Origin of the sequence: Stenotrophomonas sp. TWI273, assembly GCF_039674765.1 — a bacterium.
GTDB lineage: Bacteria > Pseudomonadota > Gammaproteobacteria > Xanthomonadales > Xanthomonadaceae > Stenotrophomonas.
The window spans coordinates 23,651-42,454 of the sequence record NZ_JBDJOA010000018.1 but is presented as its reverse complement, the minus strand read 5'-3'; the positions used below and the strand labels follow the sequence as shown (position 1 = coordinate 42,454).

The following is an 18,804-nucleotide window of genomic DNA, read 5'->3' as shown; positions in this document are numbered from 1 at the left end:
CGGCTGCGCTTTCCATCAGATGTATCGGGAGCCGGCCAGCGGCCGGCACTACCCGAAAGCGCCTGACGCCCGGTGTACGGCGCGGTCGTGTCCCCTCATTTCGCCGGTAACGGCGAGAATTCGCCCGGCACCCAGGCGAACGCCTCTCCTTCGCGCCGGACATGGCCCAGCCCTGGGAACGGCAGGTGCGCGCCGGCCACCCACCAGCCCTGATCGGCTGCCTGCGCCATCATCCGGCGTCGGCTGGCGATCGCGGTCACGCGGTCGCTGTCCGCTTCAAACGACGCCTGAGGCTGCGCGAACTGCACCGCGTGGAAGTGGACGATGTCGCCCCATACCAGCAGCTGCTGGCCGGCGCCGCCATCGATCCGGTAAGACACGTGGCCGACCGTATGACCGTGGCTGTCCAAGGCGGTGATGCCCGCCGGCAGTGTGTCGCCAGGTGCAAAGCGCTTCAGTTTCCCGCCCGCTTCATACGGCGCCACCGCCTTGCGCGCCAAGGCGAAGGCAAAGCGCACACCCTGCGGCGCGGTTGCCTCGCTGGCCGGATCCAGCCAGAACGCGGCATCGGCCGCCGACAGCCACACCGTGGCATTCGGGTAGGCAATCCTGTCCTGCGCATCGAGCAGGCCGCACAGGTGATCCGGGTGCGCGTGGGTCAGCACCACCTCATCCACCTCGGCCGGGTCGTAGCCGGCCTTGCGCAGGTTGCCCAGCACCTGGCCGAGGCCGGGGCCGAAACACTGCGCGGTGCCGGTGTCGACCAGGGTCAGGTGATCGCCCTGCTGCACCAGGTACGCATTGACCGCCGTCTGCAGGCCCTTGCCATCTTCGGGCACATAGCGGTGATCGAGCAGGCGGGTGACTGCCCCGGGGGCGATCCCGACCAGTTCCTGCCGGCCCAGTGCGACCGTGCCGTCGAACAGCGCCGTGACCTGCAGCGTGCCGATGGTCTGGTGATAGACGCCGGGGACCTGCTCGCGCGGGGTGTGCGTGGTGGTGGCCCATGCGGAGCTGGCGACAACGGCCAGCAACACGGCGGTGGCGAGCGTGCGAACGCGGGGGAAAGGCATGGCAGGTTCCGGACAGGGCGGCGGCGCCGCGGTGCCTCCATGCTGCGCGCCTGGTCGGCTGCGTTCCGCTCAGAATGCCGCGCGATCCGCTCGCGCTCAGCTGTTGCCTATCGCCGCCGGTTCCAACCCGTAACGTTCGGCGAAGCGCTTGTTGAAGCTGCCCAGCGAACGGTAGCCCACGCGCGCGGCCACGGTCTTCAACGGCAGCCGGGTTGTGTAGAGCAGGCTCATGGCATGCGCGAGCCGCGCATCGGTGATCAGTTCGCGCACGCTGGAGTGCTCGCTGGCCAGGCGCCGCCGCAGCGTGGCACCGCTGAGGCCGAGCTGCGCTTCGAAATCGCGTGACTGCCAATCGCGCTCGGGCTGGGCAGCGATCAGATCGCGGATGCGTTCCCCCAGGCTGGGTTCGGGGGGAACCAGCAGGCTGCCGTGCCCGCGCCGGCAGAACGCCACGGCAAGCGATGCCAGGGCCAAGCGTGCTTCGGTGTATTGGCCGTGTTCCAGTGCCTGCCGCCACTGCAGCAGGGTCGCCGCATGCTCGACCAGTGGCAGCCTGGCCAGTGCATCACCGGCCTGCGGCAGCGGCTCGTTCCACAGCGCCCGGGCGGCAGTGAGCGCCTCGGCACACATCGGCACGATCGCACTGAGATAGAGGCCGCTATGCGGATCGGGAATGTTGACCACATCGATGCGGCAGCGCCGGGTGATGAGGAACAGATCGCCCGGTGCGAATTCCAGCGATTGCTGCGCGGTACGCACCTGCTTGCGCCCCTGCAGCAGGATCGCGAACTGCGGCTGCGGAATCTCCACGGAGGAGGCGCCATGCTCGCGGCGCGCGGTGATGCAGGCGTAGCCATCGGCGCGCTGGCAGTCAGCCAGGCTGGCCATTGTCGCCAGCAGCGAGGAGGTCGCATCGATCGACGCGGACACCGCTCAGCCCGCCACGTTGAACAGTCGGCCGACCAGCGCGGCCGCGGCCATCGCGATCGCACCCCAGAAGGTGACGCGCACCGCACCGCGCAGACGTGGGGCACCGCCGGCATGGGCGGCCAGGGTGCCGGTCAGGCACAGCCCCAGCAGCGTCACCACGGTGGTGGCCTGGCCGACGACAGCATGCGGCGCGAGCAGGGCGGTCAGCACCGGCAACGCGGCGCCACTGACGAAGGCGCCGGCGGAGGCCATGGCCGCCTGCATCGGGCGCGCCCGCAGCTCCTCGGTGATGCCCAGCTCATCGCGGGCATGTGCCCCCAGCGCGTCGTGCGCGGTGAGCTGGGTGGCCACCTCATGCGCCAGGTCGGGGCTCAGCCCGCGATGGCGGTAGATCGCGGCCAGCTCTTCCAGCTCGCTGTGCGGGTCTTCGTGCAGCTCGCGCTTTTCCACCGCCAGGTCGGCCATCTCGGTATCGGCCTGCGACTGCACCGAAACATACTCGCCAGCCGCCATCGACATCGCACCGGCCACGGTCCCGGCGATGCCGGTGGCCAGGATCGTGGCGGCCGAGGCGCCGCTCGCCGCGATGCCGACCACCAGGCCGGCTACCGAGACAATGCCGTCATTGGCGCCGAGCACCGCGGCACGCAGCCAGCCGACACGGTCGGAGCGATGTACTTCCGGATGTCGGGATCGGCTCATCGAATCAGTGTAGGGGCTGGCGGCGGCCAACAGCGGAATGACTCGCAGCCGCGGCGGGGCCGGCGCAGCGTCAAGCCCATGCCAGTAGGATGCTGAAAACCGTCACGGTGACACGACGGCAGGGGACGCCACGATATAGTGCGCCCTTGCGATGCGGGGGCGTGAACCCCACATCCCCGCCCTGACCAGAATTCTGCGAGCCTCCCCTTGTCGAGCCCCAGCCACGTCGCCGAGACGCCGATCACCGACCGTAATGAACTGGTCGCCACGTTGGCCTCCGGCGAAAAGCCCCAGGCGCAGTGGCGCATCGGCACCGAGCACGAGAAGTTCGGCTTCCGCCTGGATGACCTGCGCCCGCCCACCTTCGACGGTGACCGCGGCATCGAAGCGCTGCTCAACGGCCTGACCCGCTTCGGCTGGGATCCGGTGCAGGAAGAGGGCCGCACGATAGCGCTGCTGCGCGACAACGCCTCGGTGACGCTGGAGCCGGCCGGCCAGCTGGAACTGTCCGGCGCGGCGGTGGAGACCATCCACCAGACCTGCGTGGAAACCGGCACCCATCTCAATGAAGTGGCGCAGGTCGCCGGCGAACTGCAGCTGGGCTTCCTCGGCATGGGCTTCCAGCCGAAGTGGGCCCGCGATGAAATGCCGTGGATGCCCAAGGGCCGCTACAAGATCATGCGCGAGTACATGCCCAAGGTCGGCACGCTCGGCCTGGACATGATGACCCGCACCTGCACGGTGCAGGTCAACCTGGACTACGCCACCGAAGCGGACATGGTGAAGAAGTTCCGGGTGTCGCTGGCGCTGCAGCCGATCGCCACCGCGCTGTTTGCCGATTCGCCGTTCACCGAAGGCGCGCCGAACGGCTACCAGAGCTACCGCTCGCACATCTGGACCGACACCGACAACGATCGCACCGGCATGCTCGACTTCGTGTTCGAAGACGGCTTCGGTTACGAGCGTTACGTGGATTACCTGCTCGATGTGCCGATGTACTTCTCTTACCGCGACGGCAAATACCATGATGCCAGCGGCCAGAGCTTCCGCGATTTCATGGTCGGCAAGCTGCCGGTGCTGCCGGGCCAGCTGCCCACGCTGCGCGACTGGTCGGACCACATGACCACCGCCTTCCCCGAAGTGCGCCTGAAGAAGTATCTGGAAATGCGCGGCGCCGATGCGGGCCCGTGGAGCCGCCTGTGTGCGCTGCCCGCGTTCTGGGTGGGGCTGCTGTACGACGATGCCGCATTGGATGCGGCCTGGGACCTGGTGCGTGATTTCAGCCTGGTCGAGCGCAATGTCCTGCGTGATGGCGTGCCGCGGCATGGGCTGAAGCTGCCGTTCCGCAACGGCACCGTGCTGGATCTGTCGCGCGAAGCGTTGAAGATCGCCGTGGCCGGCCTCAAGCGCCGCGCCGCGCGCAATGCCGATGGTCAGGACGAAAGCAAGTTCCTGGAGGTGCTGCAGGAGATCGTCGATTCCGGATTGACCCCGGCCGATCGCAAGCTGGCGCTGTTCCATGGCGAGTGGGGCGGCAACATCGATCCAGTGTTCAAGGAATTTGCGTACTGATCGCAAAACCACCGTGGAAGAACGGCGCTCGCCCGGTCCGGGTGAGCGCCGTTTTTCCACGTGACACCTTACGACCAAGGTCGGGAATTTTCGACGCCACCTGGACGTTGCGAACTCAGGGGAGGGCAGAGTCCGCCCGAGGCCTTACGGGAGAACGGCACGCTCTTTGCGTGGCCCCACGACAGGCAGACGTTTCAGTTCCAGATCATGTTGCTGCCGTCAGGCCCAGCCATCCAGTCAGGCAGGCCTTACCGCCGACAAGACAGCTTCAATTCCGACGTCTGTACAGATCTCGAGCGCGAGCTCCCGCGCTTCAGAGGCCGTCAGTCGCCCGGCCGTCTTCAATGCTTCGAATGAAAACTCCGGATCAACCGAAATCCTGTTCACCACTTCCTCCTGGATTCGGCGATGCAATTCGATAGCCGGACCTAGCCGAACCCTATCTTCCGCATGTATTGCACTTGAAACCTCGTGGCCGTCCAACGCCTCGTAGTAGTAAAAATTAGAGTACGTGTCGATGAAGCTCTGGGCGTTGACAGCGCCGAGTGCAAATTCTCTGACAAGCCTCGTCATCTGGATGAGTTCTGCCTCGCTATCCATGTTCCACGCACTCCTCACTCATTGCTTTACGGGAAGCCAAGGGGTTCCATCGGCATTGGTTACACCTGGCACATGGCCATGCGGCTGCTGCGCTCGGGGATCGGGATGGGTTGATGGTTTATGTCCTCCATCAATACGCACTCCAGTAGGCTGGCCGTCGGGGCCTTTCGCTTGAACGAAGCGGCCATCTGGAGATCCTTCAATTCTTCCGCCTGGAGGTGTCGGGATCGCGTTTCCCTTGGAATCGACATAGATGGTTCCAGAAGCCTTCTGCTGGCTGGCGACCTTTCGTCCTAGTTGCGCGGCCTCGTCACCGTGCTTCAACACTGCCTTTCCGGCGTCACCGGCCAATGGAATCAGACCAATTGCCGCCCCGGCAATGTTCGCAGGTGTTGGAGCTTGGATTGCCTCAACGATACCTTTGACGTCCCCCAGGACCGGCGTGAAGTCGGCAACCACTGGGAGAATCTGCTGGGCTTGCTCAGCTGTTACAGGATTGTAGAAATCCCTTGGTGCTCCCAACGCTTGACGCCCATCTGGGTCAGTAAAGCGATATGGGTTGCCGTTCGCATATCGGTATCGATTGAATTGCCCCACCGGCTGGTCATACGCCGTCACAGGGTCCACCGACAGGAACCTGCCCAACTGCGGATCCATGTATCGCTGCTGCATGTAGCTGAGCCCCGTGGCCGCATCGCTCACATGCCCCGTATATCCCGGTCCATCCGTGACCTGTCCGCTCACAACAGCGCCATAGGGCTCATAGTCGTAGCGTTTGATCACGTTGCCATTGGCATCAGATTCGGCAACGACCGAACCGAGTGCATCGGTATGGATATAGGTGACGGTCTGAGCGCGTGCAGATGGCACAAGGGTCATGCTGACCAGTAGCACACAGCAGAGCCATGCGCCCACGACACTCAGCTTCCGAAAGAAATTCTCCACTTCTCTGCGGAGAGCAAACGTGCTGCCAGCACTTCCACCGAATCTGCGCATCCTTCCAATCCCTGAAAGAGCCTTGAAGCAAGGCGTGCCATTGATAGCACAGCAATGAGAGGCCTGTGGCTGAACTGCTTCAGCAAGGCCAAAGGTGCCATGGCGGGTCGGATCGTGCGAGAAGCGCCAAACGCCAAGGGAGTCGGGCCAGGGAGCAGTGGCGAGGCCAGTGGCGACGGGTCAGCGGAAGATGACAATGGGAAGATCGCATCTTGGCAACCGGCAGCTAGGTGTCACAGCTCCGATCGGAGAGGGGGCGCTCCTGGGGGCACCGTCCTCGGCCAACTACGCCGAGGACGGTGAAGATCTCCAAATCCCATCATCTGTTCGGTGTCAAGACTGCTCCTCTAAGACGAACAGTATTGCGGTGTCCCCGGGATGTTTCACTTGAACCTGTGGAAGAATCAGGCCGCCTTTTCCAGCGTGGCCATATCGATCACGAAGCGGTAGCGCACATCGTTCTTCGCCATGCGCTCCCAGGCTTCGTTGACGGTCTTGATGTCGATCACTTCCACATCGCTGACGATGTTGTGCTCGGCGCAGAAGTCCATCATTTCCTGCGTTTCGGCCATGCCGCCGATCGCCGAGCCGGTGATGTGCTTGCGGCCGAACATCACCGAAGCGCCCATCAGCGGCGGATCCAGCTCGGTCAGCACGCCGACCAGGCACATCGTGGCATCGCGCTTGAGCAGGGACATGTACGGGTTGGTGTCGTGGCTGACCGGGATGGTGTTGAGCAGGAAATCGAAGCTGCCCGCATGGGCCTTCATCTGCGCCGGATCGCGCGAGACCAGCACTTCATCGGCCCCCAGACGCTTGGCATCAGCGCCCTTTTCCGGGGTGGTGGTGATCATCACCACGGTGGCGCCCATCGCCTTGGCGAACTTCACACCCATGTGGCCCAGGCCACCCAGGCCGATCACGCCGACCTTCTGGCCGGGGCCGACCTTCCAGTGGCGCAGCGGCGAATAGGTGGTGATGCCAGCGCACAGCAGCGGCGCGGCGGCCTTCAGGTCGAGGGTCTCGGACACCTTCACCACGAAGCGCTGCTCGACCACGATGTGGTCGGAGTAACCACCAAAGGTCGGCTGGCCGCTCTCGCGCTCGGTGCTGTTGTAGGTGAAGGTCGCGCCCTTCTCGCAGTACTGCTCCAGGTTTTCATCGCAGGCGGCGCAGTGGCGGCAGGAATCGACCATGCAGCCGACGCCGGCGAAGTCGCCGACCTTGAAGGTGGTGACGTTGGCGCCGACCTCGGTCACGCGGCCGATGATCTCGTGGCCCGGCACCATCGGGAACTTGGAACCACCCCAGTCGTCACGGGCCTGATGCAGATCGGAGTGGCAGATGCCACTGAAGAGAATCTCGATGCGCACGTCATCGGGACCGGCCGGGCGGCGTTCAAAGGAGAACGGCACCAGCGGCGCGGTCTGGTCGTGCACCGCATAACCATGGGCGAGGGACATGGGGAATCCTTGGCAGGTTTGTAGAAAGGCGCTTTACAATACGCCCAGATCCCGTGCACAGACAGTCAGGATATCGGCATGATTCATCAGGTAAGACTGGATAATCATGGCCACTGACAACCTGACCCATCTGGCTGCTTTCGCCGCCGTGGCCCGCCACCGCAGCTTCCGCAAGGCCGGGGCTGAGCTGGCGCTGTCCACCTCGGCGGTCAGTTACGCGATCCGCGCGCTGGAAGAGCGCCTGGGCGTGGGCCTGTTCCACCGCACTACCCGCAGCGTGGCCCTCACCGAAGCCGGTCAGCGCCTGCTCGAGCGCCTGCAACCCGCGCTTGGGCAGGTGCACGATGCACTGGAAGAAATGAACCACTTCCGTGCGGCACCGGCTGGCCTGTTGCGCATCAACGCCACGCGCGCCGCCGTCCAGACCCAGCTCGGCCCGCGGCTGGCGCGCTTTCTGCAAGCCCACCCGGATGTGCGCCTGGAGCTGGCCCAGGATGACGGTCTGGTCGATATCGTCGCCGGCGGTTACGACGCCGGTGTGCGCCTGCACGAATCGGTCCCGGAAGACATGGTCGCGGTGCCGCTGGGACCGGCGCTGCGCGGCTTGATCGTGGGTGCGCCAGCATATCTGGCAGGGCGCGAGATACCGCGGCACCCCCGTGATCTGCATCGCCATGAGTGTGTGCGGTTCCGCTTCGCCAGCGGCCATCTTTACAAGTGGCAGTTCGAACGCGATGGCCAGGCGCTGGAAATCGACGTGCCCGGGCGCCTCACGTTGGGTGACCAGAACACCATTCTGCAGGCGGTGGTGGACGGGCTGGGGCTGGCCTACGTGCTGGAGGATTCTGCGCGTCCGTATCTGGACGACGGCCGGCTGGTGGCGGTGCTGGAAGACTGGAGCGAGCCGTTCGCCGGCTTTGCGGTGTATTACCCGCGGCAGCGGCAGATGTCGTCCGCGCTGCGGGCGTTCATTGATCTGCTGCGGGGGTAACGGCCGCGGTTTACCTATGCTCCGGATGCTCGCTCTTCAAAGGCAGATGCCGCATTCTGCGCGTGCACCTCGCATCGGAGGAGATGTATCTGGCTTCGAGTGGTGCAGCTCCACGCCCTGTCCTCATCAACGGTGAAATGGATGCGTAACCGACGATTCGTGAACATTCTGGCGCTGGTCGGCGGTGCCGCCCTTGCGCTGTATGGGGTGCTGATCCTGATGATCGCAACGACGGGAGATGTTACGCAGGGCCGCACAGCACTGGCGTGTGGCGGTGCAGGACTGCTGCTTGTCGGGGCGCCATTGCTGGCCCTGCCATTCTCCAACCGAGTCTCAAAGACGCTCGCGTTGTTGGCGTTGGTCAGCTTCGCTGTGCTCGCAGGCTGGCTTGCGTTCTGGCCCCAGCCGGGCATCTCGCCTGATCCGCTCGTTCAGACCGCGGTAGTGGCATTTGCGGTGTTGGTTGCCGGCCGCATCCATCTGGCACGCCGCCGCCGACTCTCGGACCATCAGCCCTGATCAGTCCTGGCGCAGAACCTACTGCCGAAAGGGTTGGTTTTGCGGATGCTGTATACTCACCCCCAGTATAGTTAACTGGCCTTGCCCCGATGCCTCATTCCCCGCAGGAAAAAAAGCGCGTTCTCGCCCGGGTCCGTCGGATCCGTGGTCAGTGCGATGCGCTGGACCGCGCGCTGGAAGCCGGCGCCGAGTGCGGGCCGGTGCTGCAGCAGATCGCCGCGATCCGCGGTGCCGTCAACGGGCTGATGTCCGAAGTGATGGAAGCGCATCTGCGCGAAGAATTCGGGCAGCCGGCCCAATCCGATGCGCAGCGCGACGAGCGCGTGCGCGAGATGAGCATGCTGATCCGGTCCTACCTCAAATGAGTGCGCGGGTGACCGCGTGCTGCCACATTCTGTTCCCTGCCTTGGAGTGCTCCCCATGAAATCCCGTGCCGCTGTTGCCTTCGCCGCTGGCGAACCGCTGAAGATCGTCGAGATCGACGTCGCTCCGCCGCAGAAGGGCGAAGTGCTGGTCAAGATCACCCACACCGGCGTCTGCCACACCGATGCGTTCACCCTGTCCGGTGATGATCCGGAAGGCCTGTTCCCGGCCGTACTCGGCCATGAAGGCGCGGGCATCGTGGTCGAAGTGGGCGAGGGCGTCACCAGCGTCAAGCCGGGCGACCACGTGATTCCGCTGTACACCGCCGAGTGCGGCGAGTGCCTGTTCTGTACCTCGGGCAAGACCAACCTGTGCGTGGCCGTGCGCGCCACCCAGGGCAAGGGCGTGATGCCCGATGGCACCACCCGCTTCAGCTACAACGGCGAGCCGATCTACCACTACATGGGCTGCTCCACCTTCAGCGAGTACACCGTGGTGGCTGAAGTGTCGCTGGCCAAGATCAACCCGGAGGCCAACCCGGAACACGTGTGTCTGCTCGGCTGCGGCGTCACCACCGGCATCGGTGCGGTGCACAACACCGCCAAGGTGCAGGAAGGCGATTCGGTCGCGGTGTTCGGGCTGGGCGGCATCGGCCTGGCGGTCATCCAGGGTGCGCGCCAGGCCAAGGCCGGCCGCATCTTCGCGATCGATACCAACCCCTCCAAGTTCGAGTTGGCCAAGCAGTTCGGCGCGACCGACTGCATCAATCCCAAGGATCATGACAAGCCGATCCAGCAGGTGATCGTGGAGATGACCACCTGGGGCGTGGACCATACCTTCGAGTGCATCGGCAACGTCAACGTGATGCGTGCGGCGCTGGAATGCGCACACCGTGGCTGGGGCCAGTCGGTGGTGATCGGTGTAGCCGGCTCGGGCCAGGAAATCTCGACCCGTCCGTTCCAGCTGGTCACCGGCCGCTCGTGGAAGGGCACCGCCTTCGGTGGCGTGAAGGGCCGCAGCCAGCTGCCGGGCATGGTCGAAGACGCCATGAAGGGCGACATTGAACTGGCGCCGTTCGTGACCCACACGATGGGCCTGGACGAGATCAACGACGCGTTCGATCTGATGCATGAAGGCAAGTCGATCCGCTCGGTCGTGCATTTCTGAGCCACTACGGGCGGCGCGTGGTCCGCGCCGCCCCTACGGAGAATCACCATGGAACGCATCGAACATCGCGCCGCGTCCGGCGGTTGGCAGGACGTGTACCGCCACACCTCGCAGGTGCTGGGGTGCGAGATGAATGTCGCCGTGTATCTGCCGCCGCAGGCCGCCACGCAGAAGCTGCCGGTGCTGTACTGGCTCAGCGGGCTGACCTGCAACGAACAGAACTTCATCACCAAGGCCGGCGCGCAGCGTTACGCCGCCGAGCATGGCGTGATCCTGGTCGCGCCGGACACCAGCCCGCGCGGCGATGACGTCGCCGACGCCGAGGGCTACGACCTGGGCAAGGGGGCGGGTTTCTATTTGAACGCCACCGAGCAGCCGTGGGCGCCGCATTACCGCATGTACGACTACGTAGTGGAGGAGCTGCCGGCGTTGATCGAGGCGCACTTCCCGACGACGGGCGCGCGCGGTATCAGTGGCCACTCGATGGGGGGCCATGGCGCGCTGGTGATCGCGTTGAAGAATCCGGGTCGCTACAGGAGCGTCTCGGCGTTTTCGCCGATCGTCGCGCCGACCCGCGTGCCGTGGGGCCAGAAGGCGTTCACCGCGTATCTGGGTGAGGACCGTGCCAGTTGGGCAGCGTGGGATGCCAGCGAGCTGCTCGCCACCGCGGCCGAGCGCCTGCCGTTGCTGGTGGACCAGGGCGGTGGTGATGAGTTCCTCGACACCCAGCTGCAGCCGCAATGGTTGCAGGCGGCCTGCACGGCGGCCGGTCATCCGCTGACGCTGCGCCTGCAGCCCGGTTACGACCACAGCTATTACTTCATCAGCAGCTTCATCGGCGAGCACATCGCGCATCACGCCAAGGCGCTGCACGGTTGATGCCCGCCCAACGGCCACGCGGAAGCGTGGCCGTTGCGTCGCTCATTGGCGATCGTAGGAGAACTGGATGCCGGCAGTGCCGCCCGTCTGGATGAAAAGATCCATGAACGCCGGCACCGTGTCCTGGCGCTGCCAATCACGCTGCAGCTCACAGAACAGCTGCGGGACGCTGATCATCCTGCCGCCGGCCTGTTCTATGCGGCGCAGGCCCGCGTCGTGCGCGGCCAGGGACGTGCCGCCAACGGCATCGACCACGACGTACACCTCATAGCCCTCCTTCAGGGCATCCAGGGCGGGGAAGGTCAGACAGGCTTCGGTCCACAGGGCAGTCATGATCAGCTTGCGGCGCCCGGTGGCCTGCACCGCTTCGCGGAATGCGGTGTCTTCCCACGAATTGATCGTGGTGCGGTCGTAGGTGGGATGGTCGGCCAGCACCTTGCGCAGCTGCGGAATCGGCGGTTTGTTGAGGCCGCTGCGCACATTGACCGTGGAATGCACGATCGGCAGCCCGTAGGCGACGGCGGCCTTGGCGGTGCCGACGATGTTGTTGACCAGCAACTGCCGGTCCATCGAGGCGATCGAGTTCACCTGCACCGGCTGGTAGTCGATGATGATGAAGGCGGCGTTCTGCGGGGTCAGCAGGTGATCGGTGACAGGATCACGGATGGGTTCGCTTGCCATGGGAAATACTCCTGGGAATGGGGAGGCCGCTGGGCGGCCGGGGTATGGCGATGGCAACGACCATCGCCACGGAGGACAGGGGATGCGTCAATCGCGCTGCGAATCCAGCACGTCGCCGGAATTACGCGTGAGCGATCTGGCCGAAGCGGCCGCTCTTGAAATCGGCGAAGGCCTGGCTGATGTCGTCCTGGCTGTTCATCACGAAGGGCCCGTAGCCCACGATCGGCTCATCGATCGGTTCGCCACTGAGCACCAGCACCGTGGCATCGCTGTTGGCCTCGATCTGCAGGGCGCTGCCATCGCGATCGAGCATCACCAGCTGCGCCTCGTGCACGGCCTGGCTGCCATTGACCTGCACGCTGCCGCGCAGCACGACCAGGGCGACATGGCGCCCCTCGGGCACCGGCAGGTGGGCGCTATGGCCCTGGAGCAGCCGCAGGTCCCACACATCCATCGGCGTGAAGGTGCGCGCGGGGCCACGCTGGCCGTCGAACTCACCGGCGATCACGCGCACGCGGCCCGCCTGGTCCGGCAACGGCACCGACGGAATCTGCGCGTTCAGCAGGGTCTGGTAGCCGGGCGCGGCCATCTTGTCCTTGGCCGGAAGATTCACCCAGAGCTGCACCATCTCCAGCGTGCCGCCGGTGCGGGTGAAGGCGTGGGAGTGGAACTCTTCATGCAGGATGCCGGACGCGGCGGTCATCCACTGCACGTCGCCCGGGCCGATGGTGCCGCCCGCGCCGGTGGAATCGCGATGCTCCACTTCGCCCTCATAGACGATGGTCACCGTCTCGAAGCCGCGGTGAGGATGCTGGCCAACGCCGCGTGGCTGCGCAGCGGGGGTGAACTTCATCGGGCCGGCATAGTCCAGCAGCAGGAAGGGGCTGACCTGCTGGCCGTGGCTGGAATAGGAGAACAGGGTCCGGGCCGGGAAGCCGTCGCCCACCCAGTGCGCCTTGGGGGCGCTGTAGATGCCGAGAATCTTCTTCATGTCGTACTCCTCCGGGGGCAGGCCCGTGTCTGATGGAAGAGATGGTGGATTCAGGACGCTGGCGCCGGTAGTCAGCAGAATTTATCCTCATAGTCCTATTTGGTGAACGCCGGAGGCGGCCGTGCAGGATCTCAATGACCTCTACTATTTCGCCCAGGTGGTCGATCACGGCGGTTTCGCGCCGGCGGGGCGGGCGCTGGGGGTGCCCAAGTCGAAACTCAGCCGCCGGGTGGCGCTGCTTGAGGAGCGGCTGGGGGTGCGCTTGATCCAGCGTTCGACGCGGCACTTCTCGGTTACCGAGGTCGGCCAGACGTTCTACGCGCACTGCAAGGCGATGCTGGTGGAAGCCGAAGCCGCCCAGGAAGCGATCGAACTCACCCGCAGCGAGCCGCGCGGCATCGTCCGGGTGGCCTGCCCGGTCGCGCTGCTGGACACGCGTGTCGGCGAGATGATCGCGGCCTTCCTGGCGCAGTGCCCGGGGGTGGCGATACAGCTGGATGCCACCAACCGCCGGGTCGATCTGATTGCCGAGGGCATCGATATCGCGATCCGGGTGCGGCCACCGCCATTGCAGGACACCGAGCTGGTGATGCGGGTGCTGGCCGAGCGCAGCCAGTGCCTGGTCGCCAGCCCGGCGTTGATCGCGCGGCTGGGCCTGCCGCAGGTGCCGGCCGATCTCGCTGCGTTGCCGAGCATGGAGCTGGGCCTGCCGCAGAACGAGCACGTCTGGAATCTGTTCGGCCCGGGCGGCACGCGCGCGGACATCCATCATCGGCCGCGCCTGGTCACCCGCGGCATGCTGACCCTGCGCGCGGCCGCGGTGGCGGGCGTGGGCGTGGTGCAGCTGCCGCGGATGATGGTGTGCGACCAGATTGCCGCTGGCACGCTGGTGCACGTGCTGCCCGCGTGGGCGCCACGGCGGGAGATCATCCACGCGGTATTCCCCTCACGGCGCGGACTGCTGCCCTCCGTACGCGCGCTGATCGATTTCCTGGCGGAACGTTTCCAGCAGCTCGAGGAAGAGTAGCCGACGCTGCCCGGCGCCCTGCCGCGCCCACGCCGTCAACGCGGGATGAATTGATCCCCAGGTGCCGGGCAACCTTGTATGTTGGTCGCAACGCCGCATCGGAATGGAAAGCCGCATGGTGGTCTGGCTGTCGGTGCTGTACCTGCTGTGCCATGGCATCGCGCTGGTGCTGATGCCCGCGCATGCGCTGCCGGTGTCCTATGCGTTCCTGATCGGGGCGCCCCTGCTGGCCGGGCTGGCCTGTGTGTGGCGGGGCCGCCGCAGCGCCTCGATCGTCGGCTGGGTCGCGATGGCGCTGGGCATGGGGCTGTGGGCGGCCGGCATGGCGTTGAACCTGTACCAGGAGGTCGGCCGAGGCAACGCCGATGCGACGCCGGGGCTGAGCATGCTGCTGTACGTGCTGTACGGCGTGCCGCTCACCTTCGCGATGGCCCATCCGCGGCATGAGCCGTGGTACCTCAGCCTGATTGATGCGCTGCTCGCGCTGCTGCTCGGCTACCTGTTCTTCGTCTACACGTTCTCCTTCGCCACGCTCAGCGATGCGGGCGAGGACGGGATCGCACCCCTGCGGCTGATGTTCGATGTGGAGAACATTTTCATCGCTGGCTTTGCGCTGCTGCGCTGGCGGGCGAGCGAAGATCCCTCTCGGCGCGTGTTCTTCCGGACGTTGTGCGTGTTCGCCTGGGTGTACCTGGGTGTTGCCGCGTACATCAACCACGTCGAGACGGAGGGCAGCTACGGCGGCCTGGTCGATCTGCTGATCGATGTCCCGTTCCTGTTGCTGGCGATCATGGCGCTGCGGCCTTCCCGACGCAGTGAAGTGCGTGTGCCGCGCGCGCTGGTGATGGCCGTGCGCGCCGGGAGCCCCTTGATCCTGGCCCTGTCGCTGATGGTGGTGTCGGCATTGATGGTGCGCGAGCATCCCTATCTGGCCGTAGCCGGGTTTGCATTGGCTACCGTGGGGTCGGGCCTGCGCAGTGTGTTGATGCAGATGCGTTCGTTCGCGCGGCAGGACCAGCTCGATGCATTGTCGCGGATCGACAGCCTCACCGGCCTGGCCAACCGACGCCAGTTCGACCAGAGCCTGCGTGATGCGTGGGAGCAGGCGCGGCGAAGCGGGCAGGGGATCGCGTTGCTGATGGTCGATATCGACTGCTTCAAGGCGTTCAACGACCGCTTCGGGCACCCGGCCGGCGATCAATGCCTGCGCCTGGTCGCTGCAACGTTGGCGGGGTGCGCGGTGCGCAGCACGGATCTGGTTGCCCGTTATGGCGGTGAGGAATTCGCCGTGGTGGTGGCATCCACGCCGCTGGCAGGCGCTCCTGCACTCGCCGAGCGCATGCGCCGTGCAGTGGAGCAGCTGCAGTTGCCTTCCGCTGAGTCGGGACGACCGGTGACGATCAGCATCGGCGTCGGGACCGTGCCGAGGGTGTTGGACGCCGATCCTGCCGAGGTGCTGGCGGCGGCGGATGCCGCGCTGTACGCCGCCAAGCGGGGCGGGCGCAATCGGGTGGAAGCGGCCGGCGCACCGGGCTGAGCGCGATCACCGTTCGCCGCCGGGCCAAGGCACGGCCGCGGCCGATGGATGACGGCACGCCGGCGTTCGCTCAGGCATCGCCACCGCGCACTTCCACCAGCACCGGGCAGGGCGCATGGTCCACTGTCCATTGCCCGACCGAGCGGTCCAGCAGGCGTTCCAGCCGCGACAGGTGGCGATGGCCAATGACGATCAGGTCACAGCCGTGCTGGCGGGCATGGTCGCAGATCACCTGCGCCGGCTCGCCGGCCGGGTGGTGGCCGATGCCGTCGATACCGCGCTCGCGCAGGCTGTTCAGGGCGGTGGCAAGCAGCTGTTCGGCCTGGTGGACCTGGGCGTCGGCGGCCGGATACTCGGCGTGCTCGGCACGGGGTGCGTCGTCGGCCAGCGCGAAGGCGGGGTCCAGCACGCACAGCAGGTGCAACCGGGTGGAAGGCCCGGCCAGCGACCCGGCGAGGTCCAGTACTTGGGCGTGCTGTGGGCCGCCATCCAGGGCGACGAGGATCTTGGTGAACATCGGCAATCTCGGCAGAGGGGGCGCTAGGGTCGCGCACCGTTGGCGCTGGACCCATGCCGTGCGCCGCAGAGGAGCCGTGCGTTGGGCGCATCAATACCGGTTTTGGATTGCAGTAAAGTCACCGCCACACGTTGAAGGTGATACTGCCGTGACCATGCCCGATCTGAACCTGCTCATTGCCCTGGATGCCCTGATCGAGGAGGGCAGCGTCGTGGGCGCGGCGCGGCGGATGAACCTCAGTGCCCCGGCGATGAGCCGTACCCTGGGCCGCATCCGCGAGGCGATCGGCGATCCGGTGCTGGTCCGCGCCGGCCGTGGCCTGGCCCCGACCCCGCGCGCGCTGCAACTGCGTGAGCAGGTGCGCGGGGTGATCGAGCAGGCCCACCTGGTGTTCAATGCCGGCCGCGAGGTCGACATGCTGACGCTGGAGCGCACCTTCAGCATCCGCGCCAACGATGTGTTTGTCGGCACGTACGGTGGCCGCATGCGCGAGTTGTTCAAGGCGCAGGCGCCGTGCTCGGTGCTGCGGTTCGTGCCCGAGGGCGATGGGGACGACGATGCGATGGCGCAGGGCCGGATCGATCTGCACATCAGCGCTGTCAGCAAGCTGAGCGCCGATACCAAGGTGCAGAACCTGTTCAGTACCTCGTTCTTCGGTGCCGCCCACGAGGGCCACCCGATCTTCGCCGGCGAGATCACTGCCGAGCGCTTCGTGGCCTTCGACCACATCGCCGTATCGCGCCGTGGCCGGTGGTATGGCCCGATCGATGAGGACCTGGAAGCGCTGGGGCTGACCCGGCGGGTCGCGCAGATCATGCCGACGTTCCATTCGGCGATCTTCGCCGCGGCCGATTCGGACCTGATCCTGCCGCAGATGCCCAGCGTGATGCTGGGCCGGCTGGAACGCCTCGGCGTTCCGCTGCGCCTGTTCGAGCTGCCGATTCCGGTCCGCAGCGCGATTGTCGTGCAGGCATGGCATCCCCGCCTGGACAGCGATCTGGCGCATCGCTGGCTGCGCCGCAGCATCAAGGCGATGTGCGACGCGGAGTCCACGCAGGCCTGACGCACTGCGACCCCGGCCGCCTGCACGGTCACCGGTGAGGCGTGCGTCTGATGCACGCCAGCGATGGCCGGCGCAGCATTTTTCGCAGCATCGGCGCTGCCTAGACTGCCGCTCCCCGTCGTGGAGTGGACCCATGTCCGTGTTGTTCCCGCTGCATCCCCCGTACCCGGGGGGTGTTCGATGACTGCTGTTGCCGCCCCGTTGCCGGCAGCAACTGCCGTGCCGGCTGCACCGCCCGCGCAGGCGGTGTTCGGCCTGCGTCTGGCCGTGGGCCTGTGCGGCGTGCTGCTGGCTGTGCTGATCTCGGGTATCAACGAAAACGTCACCAAGGTCGCGCTGGCCGACATCCGGGGCGCGATGGGGTTCAGTGCCGATGACGGCAGCTGGATCATCGCGCTGTACACGGCGATGTCGGTCAGCGCGATGGCGTTTGCGCCGTGGTGCGCGGTGACCTTCTCACTGCGTCGCTTCGCACTGGTGATGATCGGCGCCTTCATGGTGCTGGGCGTGCTGTGTCCGTTCGCACCGGATCTGCCCTCGTTCCTGATCCTGCGCGCGCTGCAGGGGCTGGCGGGCGGCGCGCTGCCACCGCTGCTGATGAGCGTGGCGCTGCGCTTCCTGCCGCCGGGCATCAAGTTGTACGGCCTGGCCGGCTATGCGCTGACGGCCACGTTCGGGCCGAGCCTGGGCACACCGATGGCCGCGCTGTGGGTGGACTACGTGGGGTGGCACTGGGCGTTCTGGCAGATCGTGCCGTGGTGTGTGGCCGCGCTGGGCATGGTGGCATGGGGCCTGCCGCAGGACCCGCTGCGGCTGGAGCGTTTCGCGCAGTTCAACGGGGTCGGCCTGGCGCTCGGGTTCCCGGCGCTGGTGATGCTGGTCATCGGCCTGGTGCAGGGGCCGCGCCTGGACTGGTTCGCCTCGCCGCTGATCTGCCTGCTGCTCGGCGGTGGCACTGGCCTGTTGGCGCTGTTCTTCTACAACGAATGGTCGCACCCGCTGCCGTTCTTCAAGCTGCAGCTGCTGGCCAACCGCAATCTGAGCTACGCGCTGATCACCCTCGGTGGCGTGCTGTTCGTGCTGCTGGCGGTGATCATGATTCCCTCCAGCTTCCTGGCCAAGGTGCAGGGCTACCGGCCGCTGCAGACCGCGCCGATGCTGCTGTGGGTCGCGTTGCCGCAACTGATCGCGCTGCCGCTGGTAGCGACCCTGCTCAACCAGCGCCGGGTGGACAGCCGCTGGGTGCAGGCGATCGGCCTGGGCCTGCTGGCGTTGGCCTGTGGCCTGGGCGCGCAGCTGACCACCGATTGGCACCGCGACAACTTCGTGTGGCTGCAGGTGATCCAGGTCATCGCCCAGCCGATGGCGGTGCTGCCGCTGCTGATGCTCGCCACCGGCAGCCTGGCGCCGACCGATGGCCCCTTCGCTTCAGCATGGTTCAACACCGTCAAAGGCTTCGCCGCGGTCCTCGCCGGTGGCCTGCTCGAGGCGGTCACCACCGCGCGCAGCCATCTGCACTCGACCGCGCTGGTCGACCGGATCGGCAACGCACCCTGGTTTGACGCGGGCGCCGCACCCGGGCTGGGCGCGCGTCTGCATGCGCAGGTCGTGGCGCTGACCTCGGCCGATCTCTATCTCCTCGTCGCGTGGGTGGCGGTGGCGCTGATCGCGCTGATTCCGTGGCTGCCCACACGCATGTATCCGCCACGTGCCGTGGCTTGAATTCAAGGAAC

At 66.2% G+C, this 18,804-nt stretch carries 19 protein-coding genes; 10 read left to right on the top strand and 9 right to left on the bottom strand.

Annotation, left to right across the window (positions count from 1 at the left end):
- Positions 1-95: 95 nt before the first annotated feature.
- The 3 genes from ABE571_RS16650 to ABE571_RS16640 form a co-directional block, all read right to left on the bottom strand.
- Positions 96-1,073 (bottom strand): MBL fold metallo-hydrolase, encoded by a 978-nt coding sequence (locus ABE571_RS16650; RefSeq protein ID WP_346494203.1) that lies wholly within the window; start codon positions 1,071-1,073, stop codon positions 96-98.
- A 96-nt stretch (positions 1,074-1,169) separates the two neighbouring features.
- Entirely contained in the window at positions 1,170-1,961 is a 792-nt protein-coding gene (locus tag ABE571_RS16645) for a helix-turn-helix transcriptional regulator (RefSeq protein WP_346482003.1), read from the bottom strand.
- Between the two features lie 45 nt (positions 1,962-2,006).
- Positions 2,007-2,705: a VIT family protein gene (locus ABE571_RS16640; protein ID WP_346494201.1), complete on the bottom strand. Its 699-nt coding sequence runs from the start codon at positions 2,703-2,705 to the stop codon at positions 2,007-2,009.
- 207 nt (positions 2,706-2,912) lie between these two features.
- On the opposite strand from ABE571_RS16640, the gene ABE571_RS16635 reads away from it, so the two are divergent.
- A complete protein-coding gene (locus ABE571_RS16635) occupies positions 2,913-4,277 on the top strand; it encodes a glutamate--cysteine ligase (protein WP_346494199.1) in 1,365 nt (454 codons plus the stop codon).
- A gap of 237 nt (positions 4,278-4,514) precedes the next feature.
- Here the strand turns inward: ABE571_RS16635 and ABE571_RS16630 are convergent, their stop codons facing one another.
- From ABE571_RS16630 to ABE571_RS16620, 3 genes are all read right to left on the bottom strand, one after another.
- Complete coding sequence (locus ABE571_RS16630) at positions 4,515-4,877, bottom strand: hypothetical protein (RefSeq protein WP_313209116.1); 363 nt, start codon at positions 4,875-4,877, stop codon at positions 4,515-4,517.
- A gap of 18 nt (positions 4,878-4,895) precedes the next feature.
- Complete coding sequence (locus ABE571_RS16625; protein ID WP_346494197.1) at positions 4,896-5,873, bottom strand: RHS repeat-associated core domain-containing protein; 978 nt, start codon at positions 5,871-5,873, stop codon at positions 4,896-4,898.
- A 404-nt stretch (positions 5,874-6,277) separates the two neighbouring features.
- A complete protein-coding gene (locus tag ABE571_RS16620) occupies positions 6,278-7,336 on the bottom strand; it encodes an NAD(P)-dependent alcohol dehydrogenase (protein ID WP_346494195.1) in 1,059 nt (352 codons plus the stop codon).
- A gap of 106 nt (positions 7,337-7,442) precedes the next feature.
- Here ABE571_RS16620 and ABE571_RS16615 point away from each other — a divergent pair, with 106 nt between their 5' ends.
- The 5 genes from ABE571_RS16615 to fghA all read left to right on the top strand — a co-directional run bounded on the left by ABE571_RS16615 (position 7,443) and on the right by fghA (position 11,255).
- Positions 7,443-8,327 carry a LysR family transcriptional regulator gene (locus ABE571_RS16615; RefSeq protein WP_346494193.1) on the top strand — a complete coding sequence of 295 codons (885 nt, stop codon included), beginning with the start codon at positions 7,443-7,445 and terminating at the stop codon, positions 8,325-8,327.
- A gap of 141 nt (positions 8,328-8,468) precedes the next feature.
- On the top strand, positions 8,469-8,846 hold the full coding sequence (locus tag ABE571_RS16610; protein WP_346481991.1) for a hypothetical protein: 378 nt from the start codon (positions 8,469-8,471) through the stop codon (positions 8,844-8,846).
- Positions 8,847-8,935: 89 nt separating this feature from the next.
- Entirely contained in the window at positions 8,936-9,211 is a 276-nt protein-coding gene (locus ABE571_RS16605; RefSeq protein WP_019183747.1) for a metal/formaldehyde-sensitive transcriptional repressor, read from the top strand.
- 55 nt (positions 9,212-9,266) lie between these two features.
- On the top strand, positions 9,267-10,376 hold the full coding sequence (locus ABE571_RS16600) for an S-(hydroxymethyl)glutathione dehydrogenase/class III alcohol dehydrogenase (protein ID WP_346481992.1): 1,110 nt from the start codon (positions 9,267-9,269) through the stop codon (positions 10,374-10,376).
- Positions 10,377-10,424: 48 nt separating this feature from the next.
- Positions 10,425-11,255 carry an S-formylglutathione hydrolase gene (gene fghA / locus ABE571_RS16595; RefSeq protein ID WP_346494191.1) on the top strand — a complete coding sequence of 277 codons (831 nt, stop codon included), beginning with the start codon at positions 10,425-10,427 and terminating at the stop codon, positions 11,253-11,255.
- Between the two features lie 42 nt (positions 11,256-11,297).
- On the opposite strand, the gene ABE571_RS16590 is transcribed toward fghA, so the two are convergent.
- Together ABE571_RS16590 and ABE571_RS16585 are read right to left on the bottom strand one after the other, a co-directional pair.
- Positions 11,298-11,936: a hydrolase gene (locus tag ABE571_RS16590; RefSeq protein ID WP_346494189.1), complete on the bottom strand. Its 639-nt coding sequence runs from the start codon at positions 11,934-11,936 to the stop codon at positions 11,298-11,300.
- Between the two features lie 121 nt (positions 11,937-12,057).
- Complete coding sequence (locus ABE571_RS16585) at positions 12,058-12,927, bottom strand: pirin family protein (RefSeq protein ID WP_319623436.1); 870 nt, start codon at positions 12,925-12,927, stop codon at positions 12,058-12,060.
- Positions 12,928-13,048: 121 nt separating this feature from the next.
- Between ABE571_RS16585 and ABE571_RS16580 the strand changes: the two genes are divergently transcribed.
- Together ABE571_RS16580 and ABE571_RS16575 are read left to right on the top strand one after the other, a co-directional pair.
- Entirely contained in the window at positions 13,049-13,954 is a 906-nt protein-coding gene (locus ABE571_RS16580; RefSeq protein WP_346494187.1) for a LysR family transcriptional regulator, read from the top strand.
- Between the two features lie 115 nt (positions 13,955-14,069).
- Positions 14,070-15,491 (top strand): diguanylate cyclase, encoded by a 1,422-nt coding sequence (locus ABE571_RS16575; RefSeq protein WP_346494185.1) that lies wholly within the window; start codon positions 14,070-14,072, stop codon positions 15,489-15,491.
- A 70-nt stretch (positions 15,492-15,561) separates the two neighbouring features.
- Here ABE571_RS16575 and ABE571_RS16570 read toward each other — a convergent pair whose 3' ends face one another.
- Complete coding sequence (locus tag ABE571_RS16570; RefSeq protein WP_346464302.1) at positions 15,562-16,008, bottom strand: universal stress protein; 447 nt, start codon at positions 16,006-16,008, stop codon at positions 15,562-15,564.
- A 148-nt stretch (positions 16,009-16,156) separates the two neighbouring features.
- Between ABE571_RS16570 and ABE571_RS16565 the strand changes: the two genes are divergently transcribed.
- On the top strand, positions 16,157-17,071 hold the full coding sequence (locus ABE571_RS16565; protein ID WP_121039741.1) for a LysR family transcriptional regulator: 915 nt from the start codon (positions 16,157-16,159) through the stop codon (positions 17,069-17,071).
- A 180-nt stretch (positions 17,072-17,251) separates the two neighbouring features.
- Positions 17,252-18,793: an MFS transporter gene (locus tag ABE571_RS16560; protein WP_346494184.1), complete on the top strand. Its 1,542-nt coding sequence runs from the start codon at positions 17,252-17,254 to the stop codon at positions 18,791-18,793.
- The last annotated feature ends 11 nt before the right edge of the window (positions 18,794-18,804 follow it).

Coding starts and splice junctions, on each gene's coding strand:
- ABE571_RS16605 (WP_019183747.1), top strand. CDS start 8,936: ATGCCTCATTCCCCGCAGGAAAAAAAGCGCGTTCTCGCCCGGGTCCGT.
- ABE571_RS16560 (WP_346494184.1), top strand. CDS start 17,252: ATGACTGCTGTTGCCGCCCCGTTGCCGGCAGCAACTGCCGTGCCGGCT.
- ABE571_RS16570 (WP_346464302.1), bottom strand. CDS start 16,008: ATGTTCACCAAGATCCTCGTCGCCCTGGATGGCGGCCCACAGCACGCC.
- ABE571_RS16610 (WP_346481991.1), top strand. CDS start 8,469: ATGCGTAACCGACGATTCGTGAACATTCTGGCGCTGGTCGGCGGTGCC.
- ABE571_RS16625 (WP_346494197.1), bottom strand. CDS start 5,873: ATGCGCAGATTCGGTGGAAGTGCTGGCAGCACGTTTGCTCTCCGCAGA.
- ABE571_RS16650 (WP_346494203.1), bottom strand. CDS start 1,073: ATGCCTTTCCCCCGCGTTCGCACGCTCGCCACCGCCGTGTTGCTGGCC.
- ABE571_RS16630 (WP_313209116.1), bottom strand. CDS start 4,877: ATGGATAGCGAGGCAGAACTCATCCAGATGACGAGGCTTGTCAGAGAA.
- ABE571_RS16645 (WP_346482003.1), bottom strand. CDS start 1,961: ATGGCCAGCCTGGCTGACTGCCAGCGCGCCGATGGCTACGCCTGCATC.
- ABE571_RS16640 (WP_346494201.1), bottom strand. CDS start 2,705: ATGAGCCGATCCCGACATCCGGAAGTACATCGCTCCGACCGTGTCGGC.
- fghA (WP_346494191.1), top strand. CDS start 10,425: ATGGAACGCATCGAACATCGCGCCGCGTCCGGCGGTTGGCAGGACGTG.
- ABE571_RS16600 (WP_346481992.1), top strand. CDS start 9,267: ATGAAATCCCGTGCCGCTGTTGCCTTCGCCGCTGGCGAACCGCTGAAG.
- ABE571_RS16620 (WP_346494195.1), bottom strand. CDS start 7,336: ATGTCCCTCGCCCATGGTTATGCGGTGCACGACCAGACCGCGCCGCTG.
- ABE571_RS16575 (WP_346494185.1), top strand. CDS start 14,070: ATGGTGGTCTGGCTGTCGGTGCTGTACCTGCTGTGCCATGGCATCGCG.
- ABE571_RS16590 (WP_346494189.1), bottom strand. CDS start 11,936: ATGGCAAGCGAACCCATCCGTGATCCTGTCACCGATCACCTGCTGACC.
- ABE571_RS16615 (WP_346494193.1), top strand. CDS start 7,443: ATGGCCACTGACAACCTGACCCATCTGGCTGCTTTCGCCGCCGTGGCC.
- ABE571_RS16585 (WP_319623436.1), bottom strand. CDS start 12,927: ATGAAGAAGATTCTCGGCATCTACAGCGCCCCCAAGGCGCACTGGGTG.